Raw genomic sequence first — 15,552 nt, 5'->3', positions numbered from 1 at the left:
GGACCGGGCGTCAGCCCGCAGCCCGAGCGCGACCACCGGTCGCAGCGACGGCGCTCGCGACGTCGCCTTGATCCCATACAGCTCAACTCGGCAGAAGAAAAAGAGGTTATCAAAATGGGAAAAGGCAAAAGATCTAGAGAATTTCGAAAGATGAAAAGAGAAGAGCTTGATGGTTTCGATAAATTTGGCTGGCGAAATGCCCAAAAAGCAGAAATGAGAGGCGGGCTCATTGGAATGGAAAAAGTGGATTATATCGAGGCGCATGAGCGGGGGCCAAGGAGGGTCTGTGAAGCATTGATTGCACGACACAATGCTCGAATAAATAGACTGAAAGGATTTCCCAGTGAAATCACAAGTCCAATTCGATCGGAACTTCTGGCGGCGGTGCTAATTGATGGAGCACTGATGAAAATCAGCAGAAATCCAACTCAGATGCCCGCGAACTACCTTGGCACCTGGGAGGAGCACCTTCTCTGGGCAGTCGATAGCTGTTACGCCGTACTGAGACATTTGGCAAGTGGACAGTTTTTGGCCGCAGCACTGATACTTCGGACTCAGCTGGAGCGCTGGACCAAAGATCTAGCTTCAGCTAGAGGAATCGAGAGAGAAAGGGGAACCGCAAACATTCGTTTCATGGACACCGTTTGGCATGACGGTGCTTTTCCGGAATCGTCTGATGCGTCTCCAACCGAGCCGACGATCGGCCTCCCCAAGGGTTCGGATTACGAAAATGAAGACACCCTGGGCGATAGGAGGGTGAGTTTTTCAGGGGATCTCGAAGGCGAAGGCGAGCACTCTGCGGGATCGATTTATTCTGAACTGTCAGAATTTTTGCATGCTCGTGGAGAGTATGTGGAACTTACCTACTGGGAGATGAGCTCGACACTCACTGGCAGCGCCCCTTCTCGGTCGATCAAACTGACTAGACTACTGGCAGCAGGAGTCTCACTTGTTCTCTCAAGGATTCGGGCGAGAGTACGTGAATTGATGATTGATTCTCACGAATCTCGAAAGATGATGGAGTTTAAAGAAAAGCTTCCTGCTGGAAAAAATGGTTTCCCTGTTGCTGCTCTTTGGCCGCTTACTTATGAGACCTCCCAAGATCCTCAAGTATTAGCCTCTTACGGGCACTCCAGCGAGCTTCTGCAGTCGATATCCCAGGGAAATCGTCCTTACGGGCGACTGTTTCGTGATGACGAAATGGTCGATATCTTTTTCACTGAGAGAAGATTCCGAGCTATGCTCTGGGCTCGGGCTGGATTTGAAGAAGAAAGAAAACTTTTTGGCAAAGAATTTAATCCTGGATCTCTGGCCGACAAGCAATTCAGGATTATTATTGCGAGTGAGTTTTCGTCTCTTGTTTCACACTGGGCTGAAATTGAAGAAGTGCGGAACGCTGCAGCGGCTGCTGCTAGTTCGCTCCGGTCTGCCTATTGGCTTTGGCTGGACGATGACGACAGAGCCATGGGAATGCTTCGAATAGTCACAGAACAATCGGCTCGAATTCGCACGTGGAATCAAAAGCCAGAAAAAGCAGCTTCTCTTGAAGCAAATAAGAAAACCACGCCGAAAGATTGGATAGACAAGTCTGGCCTCAAGAGGATATCATCCTTCAACTCTGCGCTAGGTGAGATGGCGCATTCAAGGGAGGGGGCTCAGTGGATGAAGGCGCGGGAGGTTCTATCTTCGATGCAGCCTTCGCTGTCTACTCCTGAGCCACTAAAGACCGCGCGTGGATTTTCTCTTGATACTTCGGCAATGATTTTGTCCAGCGAGGTTATGAATTATCTTAGTAAACATTGTCCCGACCTAGTGACGGTTTTTGATTCCGCACTCCGAGAAGCAGGAATTGACTATAGTCGGGCTCAATCTTCCCTGGAGAAATGGTATAACCTGGTTCATGGAATTAAGGTTAAAAGCTCATAGTGAATTTCTTCTCAGGGGTCGGATATTTACGATCCTTCGTTCTTGCTGGTGCGAACCGTGTCTCGGTTACGGTAGACCTTCTTCATGGCTGACCGAGTGTTGAAGGACCTAGGTGACGTGTTGCGGATCGCACGTAAGAATGATCGCTGTTCAGGTGCTGTGCTCGCTTCGCGTGCGGGTGTCACGCAGCCGACCGTTTCGCGGGTGGAGAACGGGCAGCGAGTGTCCGGCGTGGAGGCGGTTGAACGGCTGATTGCAGCTCTGCCGTTCTCGCAGGAGGAAGCAGGACGGTTGACCCTGATGGCTCGGGGCGCCTACGCCCTCGCAGCGGAAGACAAGCGGGTGGACGCCGGAGTCTCACTCGTCCCTGGTGCTGGACGAAAGCTCCTCACCTCGGCGTCGGTGGTGTGCGGATTCCAAGACGCGATGGTTCCGGCGCTGCTCCGGATCCCCGAGTACGTGAGCGTTGACGCCGGTGACTTGGGCTCGTCTGCGGACCTGGGCAAAGCTCTGGCTGATGAGGGCAAGACCTTCCGGCTCGTGGTGACCGAGTCGTCGTTGCGGACCTGGCCTGGGTCGGGTGAGTTCATGCCTGCCCAGCTCGAACACCTCCTGGCGGTTGCCCAGCTCCCGAACGTGTCCCTCGGAGTGATCCCGTGGGGTGTGGGTCTTCCTGTCATGCCTCCACACGGGTTCACCGTCTGCGATGAGGCCGGGGTCCTAGTCGAGACCTTCACCGCTGAGATGACCCTGACCGGACTGAAGCACGTGACCGCCTACCGGGAGGCGTTCGATGCCCTGGAGGCCGTGGCTGTGACCGGGGAGGACTTCCGTCGGGTGGTAGAGCGGGTGGCCTCCGACATCCAACAGATTATTCAGTGAATACGTTGAATAGATGAGCCGAGTTGCCGTACTGTGCCGTCTGAAGCCAGGTGTATAGCCCTCTAGACGGTGGTGGTGTGCGTGCGTATCTGGGCCCGAATGTTCCCTAGCCATGTCGACGAAGTGGCCCGTGTCCGGGCCTTCGTGCGCGCCCTGCTCGACGGGCACCCCACCGTCGATGACGCCGAACTCGTCGCCAGCGAACTGGCCACAAACGCCCTGCGCCACTCCCGAAGTGCCGCCCCCAACGCCCTCTTCGTCGTCCGCGTTCGCGACCACGGCGACCGCGTCCGAATATCGGTGGCCGACTACGGCAACGACGAGAAGTGGGACGGCACCCCTGACAGCCCTGACCCGATGGCCGAGCACGGGCGGGGCCTGCTGCTCGTGGCGAGCCTGTCCAAGGAATGGGGTGTGACCGAGGAGCCCATCGGCACCTGTGTATGGGCTGACTTGGCCTCCTTCAACAAACTGTGAGCGGTCCGCGCATGCCCCGGCGTCGTGCTCGGCTGCGGGCGGTGGACGCCGAAACCGGGGCGGAGATTTCACCAGCTCTGTCTAGGGTCCTAGACTCGGTTCGTGTGACCGAGGGGGCATCCATGCCGGGCCAGTTTGAACGCATTGCGGAGATCGAAGATCCTTTCGAGCTGCTGCGGGCCGCCACAGAACGGCTGGCCGAAGCACAGCAAGAGGTGACCGAGCTGTCGCGCCTGCGCCGTCGGCTGATCCAGGACCTGCACTCCCAGGGCATGTCCTATGCGCAGATCGCCGAGAAAGCCGGCCTGAGCCGCGGACGCATCCATCAGATCCGCCACACCGGCCCCGCCCCCGAAGCCGCCTTCCTGGGCGTGGGCACGGTCACTGTGGCGACCCCGCTGCGGCATGACCCCCTCAAGGGGCGCCCGGTCCTGTCCCTGGACGACATGGCCACCGGCCAAGCCCTGGAGGACCTGGTTCGCTCCTTCGACATGCAAGCCGCCTCCGACCACGTCAGCGTTGACGGCACCATCGACCTGAACCGGCCCAACCTCGTGGTGGTCTGCGGACCGGCCATGTCCGAGGCCATGCGCGACGCCTACGCGACCGACCCCGTACTGAGGTGGGAGCGCACCGACGCCTGGCAGCTCACCGACACCAGCACCGGCCACAGCTACCGCTCCGGACAGGAGGCGGACCCCCAAGAGCCCGTGGACATCGCCTATGTGGGCCGCCTGGCCCGCCCGGACGGGCAGGGGAGCTTCCTCGCTATCGCGGGCATCCACCCGCAGGGCTCACGCGGAGTGGCTCACCTACTCAACCGCGAGATCTCCTCGCTGTGGGGGCAGGTGCGCAACGAACGCTTCTCCGCGCTGGTGCGCACGGTCTACGATCCGGCCACCAACGAACCCCAGAGCACGGAACTGATCACGCCCGTCTACCGCCACGGACAGGACTGAACCACGCCATGCCCTTCCATCTGGCCACCGACCCCGGGAACCCCGACCGCGACAATGAGGACTTCGCGGCCGTCACCTCCAACGGGGTAGTGCTGTTGGACGGAGCAAGCGCCCCAGACGGCATCGACATCGGCTGTACGCACGGGGTCGCCTGGTTCACCCGCCGCCTCGGCGGTCTCCTGCTGGCCGGACTCGCGGGCGACCAACCCCTCAAAGACGTGCTCGCCGAGGCGATCACCACCGTGTCATCGCTCCATGGGGACGGTTGCGATCTGGCCAATCAGGAGACGCCCTCGGCCACTGTCGTCCTGGTCCGCTTCGCCGGTGACCGTTTGGACCACCTGGTGTTGTCGGATTCGGTGCTCCTGGCCGAGGCCACCGACGGCACGATCAACGACATCACCGACACCCGCCTCGATGACTTGAAGTGGAAGCTCGCCGCCGCCCCCTTCACCACCACCGAGGGCACCCCCGAACGCCAGGATGAACTCCACGAACGGGCTCACGCCATTCGGGCCTACCGCAACGTACCGGGCGGGTTCTGGACTGCCGGCGCCGACCCTCGCGCGGCCACCGAAGCCCTGACCGGCTCCCTGCCCCTGGACCAGTTGGCCGGATTCGCCGCGATAACGGACGGCGCCACGCGCGGGGTGGAGGTCTTCGACGCTCAGACCTGGTCCAACTGCTACAACCTCGCCGTCAAGGACGGCCCCGCCGCGCTCATCGACTACGTGCGCGCACTGGAACAGGGTGACGCTGACCAGCGGCAGTACACGCGCGGCAAGCTCCATGACGACGCCACCGTCGTCACTTGGACCCCTGTCTGATTAGCCCCCTAGACAATCCGTCGATCATCTTGCTACCTTCTGCATAGACCCCTAGACAGCAGTCTTCGGGTGAATGCGCCCCCCACTGTCTAGGGGGGTCGACAGATTGGAAGCTGATCGATGGCTATTCAGGGTGCGTTGCCGGTGGCGTTCGGGGCCGTGTTCCCGCACGGGGCGTTCGCCCTCGGGGTGGAGGCGATCACGGACTTCGAGACCAAGCGTCCGCAGATGGACAAGGACTCGGGCCTGCCGCTGTGGGCGGTGGACGTGATCGACGCCGATCCCGAGGCGCGGGGCAAGGCCAAGTCGGTGAAGGTCAAGGTCGCCGCCGAGGTGTGCCCCACGTTGCCGGACGAGGTTCCCGGGCTGCCGTTCCGCCCGATCGAGTTCGAGTCCATGGCGGTCATGCCCTACGTCGACGACAACGGTCGCCGCCCCCGGGTGGCGTACTCCCTGCGGGCGCGCGGTGTGAAGGCCCCCGGCGCTGCTGGTGGTCGCCGTGCTGCTCCGGCCAAGGAAGCAGCCTGACCTGATGTAAGCGGGGCGGCCTGGTGCTGGAACACCTCGGCCGCCCCTGAACCCCCACCCGAACCCTGCGAAAGCTTCGTGAAGAGGTGTCTTCAGTATGTCCGATTACCCCCGTGACCTGTCCGGTCTGACCGGCCCGGCTCTGGTGCGGCTGTTCCTGGACGCGGTCGACCGGCCGCCCACCACCGCCGCTGAGCGTGCGGAGTTCTTCGACTTCAAGGCGCGCGTGTTCGCGACCATCGCCTACCGGGACGGCAACCCCGACGCGGCCACGTTCGCCGCCCGGGCCCGTTCCGACCGTGACCGGCTCCTGGCCCAGATCGAGGACGAGAATCGGGGTGGTCGGTGATGCCCGAGTCCAAGGTGGGTTCTGCCCAGTCATCTCCGACCCTGCCCACTCCCGCCCACGGGGTGCGGTGGACGACCCCGATCGTGGAAACCCCCGGGATCGTCGTCCTGGGCTCCTGGATCTGGCGGCTGGTCCGGTTCCTGGTCACCCTGCCGTTCCGGTTCCCCGTCATGGTCGCCTGCCTGTCTGCCTCGGCCGGGGCCTGGTGGTGGATGGACTGGCCCGGCCTCGCCACCCTGTGGGGCCTGGCCTCTGCGGTCTCCCTGGTGTGGTGGCGCGCCTGGCCCGACACCTACCGCACCTGGGTCACGCTCCGTCTCCTGGCCTGGTGGCGGCACGTCTTCGTCTACCGGCGCCACTGGCAACCCGTCCTGGTCATCTCCGGGCTAGCCGAGTCCTACCAGGAACGCCGCTACCTTCCCCGCATCCGCCGCGTGACCTGCTCGGAGTGGGCCGACTACGTCCGCGTCACCCTGGTCGCCGGCACCTCCCCGGCCGACTTCGAGACCCGGGTGGCCGAACTCGCCCACGGCTTCCAGGCCCCGTCCTGCCGGGTAGTGGTGGACGGCCCCCGCCGGATCACCCTGGAGTTCCCCCGACACGACACGCTGGCCGAACCCCTGGAAGCCCTCAACGTCCCTGACACCGTGGACCTGACCGCGTTGCCCATCGGCCAGCGTGAGGACGGCTCGCCCTGGTTGCTGCGCCTGCACGGCACCCACGTGCTCGCGGCCGGGGTGACCGGTGCCGGGAAGGGGTCGGTGCTCTGGTCGGCCATCCGTGCGATGCTTCCCGCCCTGGCCGATCGGACCGCGCAGGTGTGGGCGCTGGACCCCAAGCGCATGGAGCTGTCCTACGGGAGGGACCTGTTCGCCCAGTACGCCGATGACGGCGAATCCGCGGTGGCGGTGCTCGAACTGGCCGTGGCCGACATGCAGAACCGGGCCCGCCGCTACGCGGGCAAGCAGCGTTCCCACGTGCCCAGCAGGAAGGACCCCTTCGTCCTGGTGGTGATTGACGAAGTCGCGTTCCTGACCGCCTACCACCCGGACCGGGACGTGCGCCGCCGCGCTGAGAACGCCATCGCCACCCTGACCTCACAGGGACGTTCGGTGGGGTTCTCGGTCCTGGCCGCGTTGCAGGACCCGCGCAAGGAGGTGATGAACCTGCGCAACCTGTTCCCCGACAAGGTCGCCCTGCGCTTGGACGAGGCATTGCAGGTGGACATGATCCTCGGAGAGGGGGCTCGGGACCGTGGTGGCAACGCGCACCTGATCGACCCGACCCTGCCCGGTGTCGCCTACGTCCGCATGGAGACCTCACCCGCCCCAGTACGGGTCCGGGCCGCCTACGTCTCTGACGGGGACATCACCGCCATGGTCAACGCCTACGGGGCGGGTTCCTCGTCGGTGGATGAGGTGCCCTGATGGTTGCGATACAGGCGTCTCTGCTTGCGATATACGAGGATGCACAAGGTCAGCCAGATCAGCCCGGTGATGAGCACATCCCACGCGAGGAAGACCAGGAAGGGGCCCATATCGGGGTCGATCACGATGTACGTGGCTCCGTACACGATCGTGCCGATAGGGGCGAGAAGAGACCATGGGCGTGGTGGCTGCGGCTGCATGGGGTGGGGGTCTCCCGCTCTGGGGGTGTGTTCAGTTGTGCCGGCAGCAGGCTACGGGGCGGAATCTTCCTCAGTGTGAGGGGCAGCCTGATGGTCGCGCGTCACCAGGCCCCGCCGACGGCGCTGGATGATGAGGCCTGCGAGCGCGACGGTGCACATCGTGAGTCCCGGCCAGGAAGCGAAATTCGCATTCTCATCGTCGAGCTGACTCATGAAGATGTCAGAACCCGAGATCAACAGGCCGATCGCGCACAGGACCGCGCTCGCCAGGATCGGTTCCTCCCTCGAAGGTCGCGCCATCTGATGCGCTCCTGCTCTGTGGTTGTGGGGGTGGGCTGATGCCGACGCCTACCGGTAAGTCCACCCGGGCCGAACGGCTCGCGCAACCCCTGGCCCGTGAGGTGGCCGAACAGGTCGCCGCCGACCACGGCGTGTGCATCCGCCCGGTTTCCCTTCGACGCACGAACATCGCCACCGGTGCCACCGAGGTGATCGACGTTCCGTGCGGGTCCACGCTGGAATCCCGGTGCCCTGCCTGTGCTCGGCGTAAGAGGTCGCTGCGCCGGTCTCAGTGCGAAGAGGGCTGGCACCTGACCGCCGAACCCGTCGTGGAACCCGACCCTCCGACCGACCAGCAACGGGCCTGGGTGGAACAGCGGGCCGTGGTCACCGCCGAACGGGATCGGCTCGCCTCCACGGGAGCGGCTTCGGCTGAGGACCTGGCGGCCCTGGATGCGGCCATCGCGGGCCTGGACGAGGACATCACCGCATCCGGACTGCGGGGCTCGGTCACCCGCTCCGCAGACGCCCCGGCCTCCTCAGGGCCGCGCCGGGTGCGCTCGACCAAAAGGCGTCAGGACGCCCCGGATCTGCCCAAGCGGCCCATGACGAGGAAGACGGTCGGGCGGGCCTTCACCGATCCTGATTCCGGGAAGGTGTTCCGGCCCTCCCTGTTCCTCACGCTCACGCTCGACTCCTACGGGCGGGTGCACTCGGACGGAACCCCGGTCGACTTCTCGACCTACGACTACCGGCGGGCTGCCCGGGACACCCTGCACTTCTCCAAGCTCGTGGACCGGTTCGTGCAGAACCTGCGCCGGGTCGCCGGGTTCGACGTCCAGTACTTCGCCGCCGTCGAACCCCAACGACGCCTCGCCCCGCACCTGCATATGGCCACACGCGGAACCCTGCCCCGGGCCGAACTGCGCCAGATCGCCGCCGCGACCTACCACCAGGTGTGGTGGCCGGCCGCCGACACGGTCCGCTTCCAGGGTGACCACCTGCCGCTCTGGGACACGGACGCGGGAACCTATCTCGACCCCGCCACGGGGGAAGTCCTGCCCACCTGGGATGAGGCGTTGGACGAGATTGATGCCGAGCCCGACCCTGAGCCCTTCCATGTGGTGCGGTTCGGGAAGCAGGTGGACGCCAAGGGGGTCGTGGCCGGGACCGAGGACGCCGCCCGGTGCGTGCGCTACCTCGCCAAGTACCTGACCAAGGACATCGCGGACTGCCACGCGGCCGAGACCGTCCGGCAGGAACAGCACGTGGACCGGCTCATGGAAACCCTGCGGTTCGAGCCCTGTTCTCCCCGGTGTTCCAACTGGCTGCGCTACGGCATCCAACCCCAAGACCCCAAAGCCGGTCTGCGGCCCGGGTTCTGCCGCTCCAAAGCCCACCGCCGCGAACACCTGGGCTACGCGGGCCGCCGCGTCCTGGTCTCCCGGAAATGGTCTGGCAAGACCCTGGCCGACCACAAAGCCGACCGCCTCACCTGGGTCCTCAACGCCCTGGGCATCGACCCCGCCAACGAGGACCAGGGCGACAAGGACAACCCCACTCCTCCAGCCCTGTCGTTCGCCTCCGGCTCCTTCGAGTGGGAGTTGGCCAGACCCACCGACCCCGACGTGGCCCCCCGGGAACGGCGCCTGCTCCGCGCGGTCGGTGAAGCCCTGAGACGTCGGGCCCAACTCGACGCCGCGCTAACCCTCACCCCCTCGGCAATGAAAAGGGCTTCCTGATGGCCAGCAAGCACACCCCTCCGACCGGCCGTCTGCTCACCGTGGACCAGGCGGCCGAACTCCTCAACACCTCCGTCCGCTACCCGCGTCGCCTGATCGAGGAACGGCGCATCACCTTCGTCAAGATCGGTCGCCACGTACGCATCCCGGAATCGGCGCTGGATGAGTTCATCACCGCTGGGACCGTTGAACCGGTCCGGCTGCGGCGGGGGAGGGCTGCGTGATGGCGGGCGAGAAGAAGAGGGCTTTCGGCAACATCCGTCCCCTGACCTCGGGGCGCTTCCAGGTGCGCTACCGCAGCCCTGACGGGCGCATGCGACCGGCTTCGACCACGTTCGCGACCAAGAAGGCGGCACAGCGCTGGCTGACGCTCAAAGAGGCGGAGATCGCCCAGGGGGACTGGTTCGACCCCGAGGCCGGGGCCGTGCCCTTCGGCGAGTACGCGGCCGAGTGGATCGAACACCGGGACCTCACCCGCAAGACCCGGCGCACCTATGAGGACCTGCTCCGCCTCCACCTGGTCCCGACGTTCGGCAACGTGCTCCTGAACGAGATCAAGGAGGCTGACATCCGCCGCTGGCGCTCCTCCCGGCTGCGGCGCAAGAAGGGCCGTGCCCAGGTGCCCAAGGCGTACCGCCTCATGAGGGCCGTGCTGAACACCGCCGTCAAGGACCGGCTGATCCGCGAGAACCCCTGCCAGATCGACGGCGCGGGCCTGGAGGAGACCGAGGAACGCCCGGTGCTGTCGGTCTCCGAGGTCTTCGAACTGGCGGACGCTATCAAGCCGCGATACCGGTCCCTGGTCCTACTGGCGACGTTCGGCAGTCTGCGATGGGGAGAACTGGCGGGACTGCGCCGCCGGCACCTGGACCTGGACGCTCGGACGCTGCGGGTCCGGGAAACGGTCTCGGACGTGGGAGGGCTGTACAAGGGCAAGCCCAAGACAAAGGCGGGATACCGGACCGTCTCCCTGCCGGAGCTGATCGTCCCGGACCTGAGACGCCATCTGGACGAGTTCGCTGCCCCGGGACCCGACGGGTTCGTGTTCGTCGGCGTGCGGGGCAACCAGCTTCGACGGGGCAACTTCTCGAAGTACTGGGCTGACGCCCTCGACGCCGTCGGCCTGGAGGACGTCCACCTCCACGACCTCAGGCACACGGGCAACACCTACGCGGCCGAGGCGGGGGCGTCCGTCCGGGAGCTGATGAAGCGGATGGGTCACTCCAGCACGCGGGCCGCGATGATCTACCTCCACGCGCGCGACGAACGCGAACGCGAGATCGCGGACCGGTTGGGGGAGAGGGCCGCCGAGGAGCTGCGGGCCACGAGGAGGGATCGGGACACGGGCGACCCTCCGCCGGTCGTCGCCGAGTCGCCCTGACAGGCGTGTGGCACATGTGTGGCACGGGCGCGGGGTCCTGACCCGGGAAAGCGGAACGGCCAGGTGTTCGGTTCTCACCGAGCTACCTGGCCGTTCTCGTGCTGGAGCGGATGACGGGAATCGAACCCGCGCTATCAGCTTGGGAAGCTGAAGTTCTGCCATTGAACTACATCCGCGTGCGACCACCGGAAGTCCGGTTGTCAACGCTCGTCATCCTAGCCCAACTCCGCCCCCCATGGGCAACTCGGCTCGGGAGCGGCGGTCCGGTGATCGCGCCTACGCCGCGTTGTCCCAGGCGGTAGGTTCGGACCGTGCTGCTCTCCGATCGCGATATCAAGTCCGAAATCGACGCCGGGCGGGTCCGGATCGACCCCTACGACCCGGGTCTCGTCCAGCCCTCCAGTGTCGACGTGCGTCTGGACCGCTTCTTCAGAGTGTTCGAGAACCACAAGTACCCCCACATCGACCCCTCGGTCGAACAACCCGACCTGACCCGTCTGGTCGAGACCGACGGGGAGGAGGCGTTCATCCTCCACCCCGGCGAGTTCGTGCTGGCGTCCACCTACGAGGTGGTGAGCCTGCCGGACGACATCGCGAGCCGGCTGGAGGGGAAGAGCTCCCTGGGCCGCCTCGGCCTCCTCACCCACTCCACCGCCGGGTTCATCGACCCGGGCTTCTCGGGGCACGTCACCCTCGAGCTGTCCAACGTGGCGACCCTGCCGATCAAGCTGTACCCGGGCATGAAGATCGGCCAGCTGTGCATGTTCCGCCTGTCGTCCCCGGCGGAGTTCCCGTACGGCTCCGCGGGCTACGGTTCCCGCTATCAGGGGCAGCGCGGTCCGACGCCGTCCAGGTCGCACCAGGGCTTCGTCCGCACGCCGATCAGCCCCGACGCGCCCTGACCGGGGGCGGCTCTGGAACCCGGTTCGCGCTTACGTTACGGTTACGGTTCGACACATACCGTCGCATGACGCATCTGTCTCGCATATGTGACAAGGGTCACTACAAATTGAAGAGTGGCATAGATCACATATAGGCGTCTTGCGGTGCCGACATCCGGTGTCATAGGTCGACGGACGGTTTTTATGTGGTCTAAACATGTTATTTGCCGGTTACCAACCGTCTGAACTGTGCGTACGTATCTCTGTAGGGTTTGCACCCGACGTGAACCAGGTAGCGGTACCGCCCTGACCAGGGGGCGCATGGGGGCCCTGCGCAAGCCAGCTACCTGCGGGAACCGCGGGACGGCCATGGGGACGGAGTGTGCCCTGGTGCGCCTCGCGGTCAGGACAGCCCCATAGAGGAGACCGTGCCAGCAGTACGCGCAGACCACTTGTACAAGGTGTTCGGTAGACAGTCCGGAGCCGCCGTCGAGCGGCTCGAGGACGGCAGTCACCGTGACACCATCGCCGACCTCGACGTGACGGCAGCCGTCATCGACGTCTCCTTCGAGGTCGAACCGGGCGAGATCTTCGTCGTCATGGGCCTGTCCGGATCGGGGAAGTCGACCCTGATCCGGATGCTCAACGGTCTCCTGGAACCCACCGCGGGGACGGTCGAGGTCGACGGCGTGAACATCACCGCCCTGAGCAAGAAGGGGCTCCTGAACCTTCGGGGCGAGAAGATCAGCATGGTCTTCCAGCACTTCGCGCTGTTGCCCCACCGCACCGTCCTGGAGAACGCCGCCTACGGCCTTGAGCTCCGCGGGATCCCGCGTGCCGAGCGCAGCCGCAAGGCCCAGGAGACCCTCGGACTGGTGGGGCTCGGCGGCTGGGAGGACAAGCTGCCGGAACAGCTCTCCGGAGGCATGCAGCAGCGTGTGGGCCTGGCCAGGGCACTGGCCGCGGACACCGACATCATCCTCATGGACGAGGCGTTCAGCGCCCTCGACCCGCTGATCCGGCGGGACATGCAGACCCAGCTCCTGGAACTCCAGGAGAGCCTGGGCAAGACCATCATCTTCATCACGCACGACCTCAACGAGGCCATGCGCCTCGGCGACCGGATCTGCGTGCTCCGCGACGGCCGCGTCGCCCAGATCGGCACCGCGCAGGAGATCCTCAGCGAACCCGCCAACGACTACGTCGAGCGGTTCATCGAGGACGTCGACCGCACCCGCGTGCTCACCGCGGCCTCCGTCCTGGACGCCGACGGCCCGTCGGCCGACGCGACCTCGCCGCAGGTCGCCGCGAACACTCCGGTGGCCGACCTGTACGCCAGCATGACCACCGCAGACCGCCTCCGCGTGGTCGCCGAGGACGGCAGCGTCCTGGGCACGGTCACACGCAACTCCGTGCTCGCCGCTCTCGCGGCAGGGAAGGAGACCCCGTGACACCCGTGGAGTTTCCACCGAGCCTGCCGATCGGCGAGGGCTTCGAGGCGGTCAACGCCTGGTTCAAGGCCAACTTCGGCCTCTTCTTCGACGCGCTCGGCGCGTTCATCCGCTGGGCCGTCGACGCGCTCTCCGGGTTCTTCGTCGAACCGGGCGCGGGCCAGCTCGCCTTCATCGCCGCGATCATCATCGCGGTCCCGCTGCTGAGGACCCGCCGGCTGCCGCTGGTCGTGATCGTCGGCGTCGTCTCGCTGCTCTACGTGCTCCAGGGGCAGTTCGGCTTCGGCGACACCGTCGTGAACCTTCTCGGGCGCCCGTTCTTCGGGTGGGCGATGACGCTCTTCGACCAGCAGTACGTGGACGCCTACCTGTGCATCTCGCTGCTGTTCCTCATCGCCGTCACGGTGCTGGGCCTGCTGGACCGGGGGACCCGGTTCCGCACCGGCATCGTCGCGGGCGGCTGGCTCGTCCTGCTCGTGCTGGGCTGGCTCGTCCTCCCCGCCGTGGTGACGAACCCGACGTCGCTGCTGATGATCCTGCTGCTGAGCCTGCTCGCCCTCTCGGTCGCCGGGTGGAGGCTGGGCCTGTTCGCCCTGGTCGCCCTCACCCTCATCGCGTCCGTCGGCCAGTGGACGAACGCCATGGACACCCTGGGCCTCGTGCTCGTGGCCAGCGCCATCGCCGTCGTCATCGCGATCCCGATCGGCGTCCTCGCGGCCTACAACGACACGGTCAGCAAGATCACCAAGCCGGTCCTGGACCTGATGCAGACGCTGCCCGCGTTCGTCTACCTGATCCCGGCGATCTTCTTCTTCTCGATCGGCGCCGTCCCGGGCGTGGTCGCGACCATCGTGTTCGCGATGCCCCCCGGTGTCCGCCTGACCGAGCTGGGCATCCGCCAGGTCGACCGCGAGCTGGTGGAGGCGGGCGAGGCGTTCGGAGCGCCGAGCCGCAAGATCCTCACCGGCATCCAACTGCCGCTCGCACTGCCGAACATCATGGCGGGCGTCAACCAGGTCATCATGCTCGGACTGTCGATGGTCGTCATCGCGGGCATGGTCGGCGCGGGCGGACTGGGCAGCCAGGTGTACCAGGGCATCACCCGCAACGACGGCGCCCTCGGCTTCGAGGCCGGTATCGCCGTCGTCATCCTGGCCATCTTCCTGGACCGCCTCACCGCCGCCATCACCCGCAAGGGGCCCAGGGCGCGCGCGTCCGCCCAGGCGTCCTGAGCAGCCCCACACAGCAGTACCTAACGAAGGAATCGCACGATGTACAGCCGTAAGCGCATGACCGCGCTGTCCGCCGCCGGAATGAGCGCGGCCCTCCTCCTGACCGCCTGCGGTGGCGGCGGGGAGGACCTGACCGGCCCCGCCGACGGCGAGGCCGGCGACAACAAGGAGATCAACATCGCGTTGATCGCCTGGGAGGAGGCCATCGCCACCACCGCCATGTGGGAGGTGATCCTCCAGGAGCTGGACTACGACGTCACGGTCACCGACGTCGATGTCGCCCCCATGTACCAGGGCGCCGCGAACGGCGACGTGGACCTGTTCCTCGACACCTGGCTGCCGATCACGCACTCGGACTACTGGGAGGACTACGGCGACCAGCTGGAGGACCTCGGTGTCTGGTACGACAACGCCGTCCTGACGATCACCGTCCCCTCCTACATGGAGGACGTGAACAGCATCGCGGACCTGACCGACCACGCCGACGAGCTGGGCGGCGAGATCATCGGCATCGACCCGGGCGCCGGCCTGACGCGGGTCACCAAGGAAGAGGCGATGCCGGGCTACGGGCTGGACGGGGACTTCGAGCTCATCGAGTCCTCCACCGCGGCCATGCTCGCCGAGCTCGACTCGGCGATCGCCGAGGAGGAGCCCATCGTCGTCACCCTGTGGCGTCCGCACCCCGCCTACGCGCAGTACGACCTGAAGGACCTCGAGGACCCCGAGGGCCTCATGGGCGACGCCGAGCAGATCCACGCGGTGGGCCGTGACGGCTTCACCGAGGAGTACCCGGAGCTGTCCGAGTGGATCGGTGACTGGGAGATGTCCGACGACGAGCTCGCCTCCCTCGAGGTGCTGACCGTCGGCGAGGACGTCGAGAGCCCGCAGGACGGCGCCCGCACCTGGCTGTCGGAGAACCCGGAGTTCCTCGAGCGCACCCTGGGCGAGGCCGCCGAGGGCCTGGAGTTCTAGGACCCCCGCCCCACCGGGCGTGGGGGGGGGGGGGGCGCC

15 protein-coding genes and 1 tRNA gene are annotated in these 15,552 nt (G+C 65.6%); 15 read left to right on the top strand and 1 reads right to left on the bottom strand.

Annotated features, from left to right (window positions below):
• From Q8791_RS31415 to Q8791_RS31365, 11 genes are all read left to right on the top strand, one after another.
• On the top strand, positions 1 to 1,926 hold a 1,926-nt coding region (locus tag Q8791_RS31415), incomplete at its 5' end, for a hypothetical protein (RefSeq protein ID WP_330095489.1).
• A gap of 84 nt (positions 1,927 to 2,010) precedes the next feature.
• On the top strand, positions 2,011 to 2,808 hold the full coding sequence (locus Q8791_RS31410) for a helix-turn-helix transcriptional regulator (RefSeq protein ID WP_330095488.1): 798 nt from the start codon (positions 2,011 to 2,013) through the stop codon (positions 2,806 to 2,808).
• Positions 2,809 to 2,907: 99 nt separating this feature from the next.
• Complete coding sequence (locus Q8791_RS31405) at positions 2,908 to 3,285, top strand: ATP-binding protein (protein ID WP_330095487.1); 378 nt, start codon at positions 2,908 to 2,910, stop codon at positions 3,283 to 3,285.
• Positions 3,286 to 3,407: 122 nt separating this feature from the next.
• Positions 3,408 to 4,244 (top strand): sigma-70 RNA polymerase sigma factor region 4 domain-containing protein, encoded by an 837-nt coding sequence (locus tag Q8791_RS31400; RefSeq protein ID WP_330095486.1) that lies wholly within the window; start codon positions 3,408 to 3,410, stop codon positions 4,242 to 4,244.
• Between the two features lie 8 nt (positions 4,245 to 4,252).
• Positions 4,253 to 5,071: a hypothetical protein gene (locus Q8791_RS31395; RefSeq protein WP_330095485.1), complete on the top strand. Its 819-nt coding sequence runs from the start codon at positions 4,253 to 4,255 to the stop codon at positions 5,069 to 5,071.
• 120 nt (positions 5,072 to 5,191) lie between these two features.
• On the top strand, positions 5,192 to 5,599 hold the full coding sequence (locus tag Q8791_RS31390) for a plasmid replication, integration and excision activator (RefSeq protein WP_330095484.1): 408 nt from the start codon (positions 5,192 to 5,194) through the stop codon (positions 5,597 to 5,599).
• A gap of 97 nt (positions 5,600 to 5,696) precedes the next feature.
• Complete coding sequence (locus tag Q8791_RS31385) at positions 5,697 to 5,948, top strand: hypothetical protein (RefSeq protein WP_330095483.1); 252 nt, start codon at positions 5,697 to 5,699, stop codon at positions 5,946 to 5,948.
• Positions 5,948 to 7,375, top strand: coding sequence for a cell division protein FtsK (locus Q8791_RS31380; RefSeq protein WP_407942092.1), 1,428 nt, complete (start codon positions 5,948 to 5,950; stop codon positions 7,373 to 7,375). The genes Q8791_RS31385 and Q8791_RS31380 overlap by 1 nt, the downstream gene beginning before the upstream one ends.
• 538 nt (positions 7,376 to 7,913) lie before the next feature.
• Positions 7,914 to 9,596, top strand: a complete 1,683-nt coding sequence (locus Q8791_RS31375; RefSeq protein WP_330095481.1) for a replication initiator — start codon at positions 7,914 to 7,916, stop codon at positions 9,594 to 9,596.
• Entirely contained in the window at positions 9,596 to 9,820 is a 225-nt protein-coding gene (locus Q8791_RS31370) for a helix-turn-helix domain-containing protein (protein WP_330095480.1), read from the top strand. The genes Q8791_RS31375 and Q8791_RS31370 overlap by 1 nt, the downstream gene beginning before the upstream one ends.
• A complete protein-coding gene (locus Q8791_RS31365; protein ID WP_330095479.1) occupies positions 9,820 to 10,977 on the top strand; it encodes a tyrosine-type recombinase/integrase in 1,158 nt (385 codons plus the stop codon). The genes Q8791_RS31370 and Q8791_RS31365 overlap by 1 nt, the downstream gene beginning before the upstream one ends.
• Positions 10,978 to 11,079: 102 nt before the next feature.
• On the opposite strand, the gene Q8791_RS31360 is transcribed toward Q8791_RS31365, so the two are convergent.
• A tRNA-Gly gene (locus tag Q8791_RS31360) sits at positions 11,080 to 11,153 on the bottom strand.
• A 135-nt stretch (positions 11,154 to 11,288) separates the two neighbouring features.
• On the opposite strand from Q8791_RS31360, the gene dcd reads away from it, so the two are divergent.
• From dcd to Q8791_RS31340, 4 genes are all read left to right on the top strand, one after another.
• On the top strand, positions 11,289 to 11,879 hold the full coding sequence (gene dcd / locus Q8791_RS31355; protein WP_330095478.1) for a dCTP deaminase: 591 nt from the start codon (positions 11,289 to 11,291) through the stop codon (positions 11,877 to 11,879).
• A gap of 431 nt (positions 11,880 to 12,310) precedes the next feature.
• Complete coding sequence (locus tag Q8791_RS31350; RefSeq protein ID WP_330095490.1) at positions 12,311 to 13,309, top strand: quaternary amine ABC transporter ATP-binding protein; 999 nt, start codon at positions 12,311 to 12,313, stop codon at positions 13,307 to 13,309.
• Complete coding sequence (locus tag Q8791_RS31345; protein WP_330095477.1) at positions 13,306 to 14,541, top strand: ABC transporter permease; 1,236 nt, start codon at positions 13,306 to 13,308, stop codon at positions 14,539 to 14,541. Before Q8791_RS31350 ends, Q8791_RS31345 begins: the two co-directional genes overlap by 4 nt.
• Before the next feature lie 39 nt (positions 14,542 to 14,580).
• Positions 14,581 to 15,513, top strand: coding sequence for a glycine betaine ABC transporter substrate-binding protein (locus Q8791_RS31340; protein WP_330095476.1), 933 nt, complete (start codon positions 14,581 to 14,583; stop codon positions 15,511 to 15,513).
• Positions 15,514 to 15,552 lie beyond the last annotated feature (39 nt).

The organism is Nocardiopsis codii (assembly GCF_036327455.1).
GTDB classification, from domain to species: Bacteria; Actinomycetota; Actinomycetes; order Streptosporangiales; family Streptosporangiaceae; genus Nocardiopsis; species Nocardiopsis codii.
The sequence above is the reverse complement of the archived record's forward strand: the minus strand, read 5'-3'. Positions and strand labels throughout refer to the sequence as shown.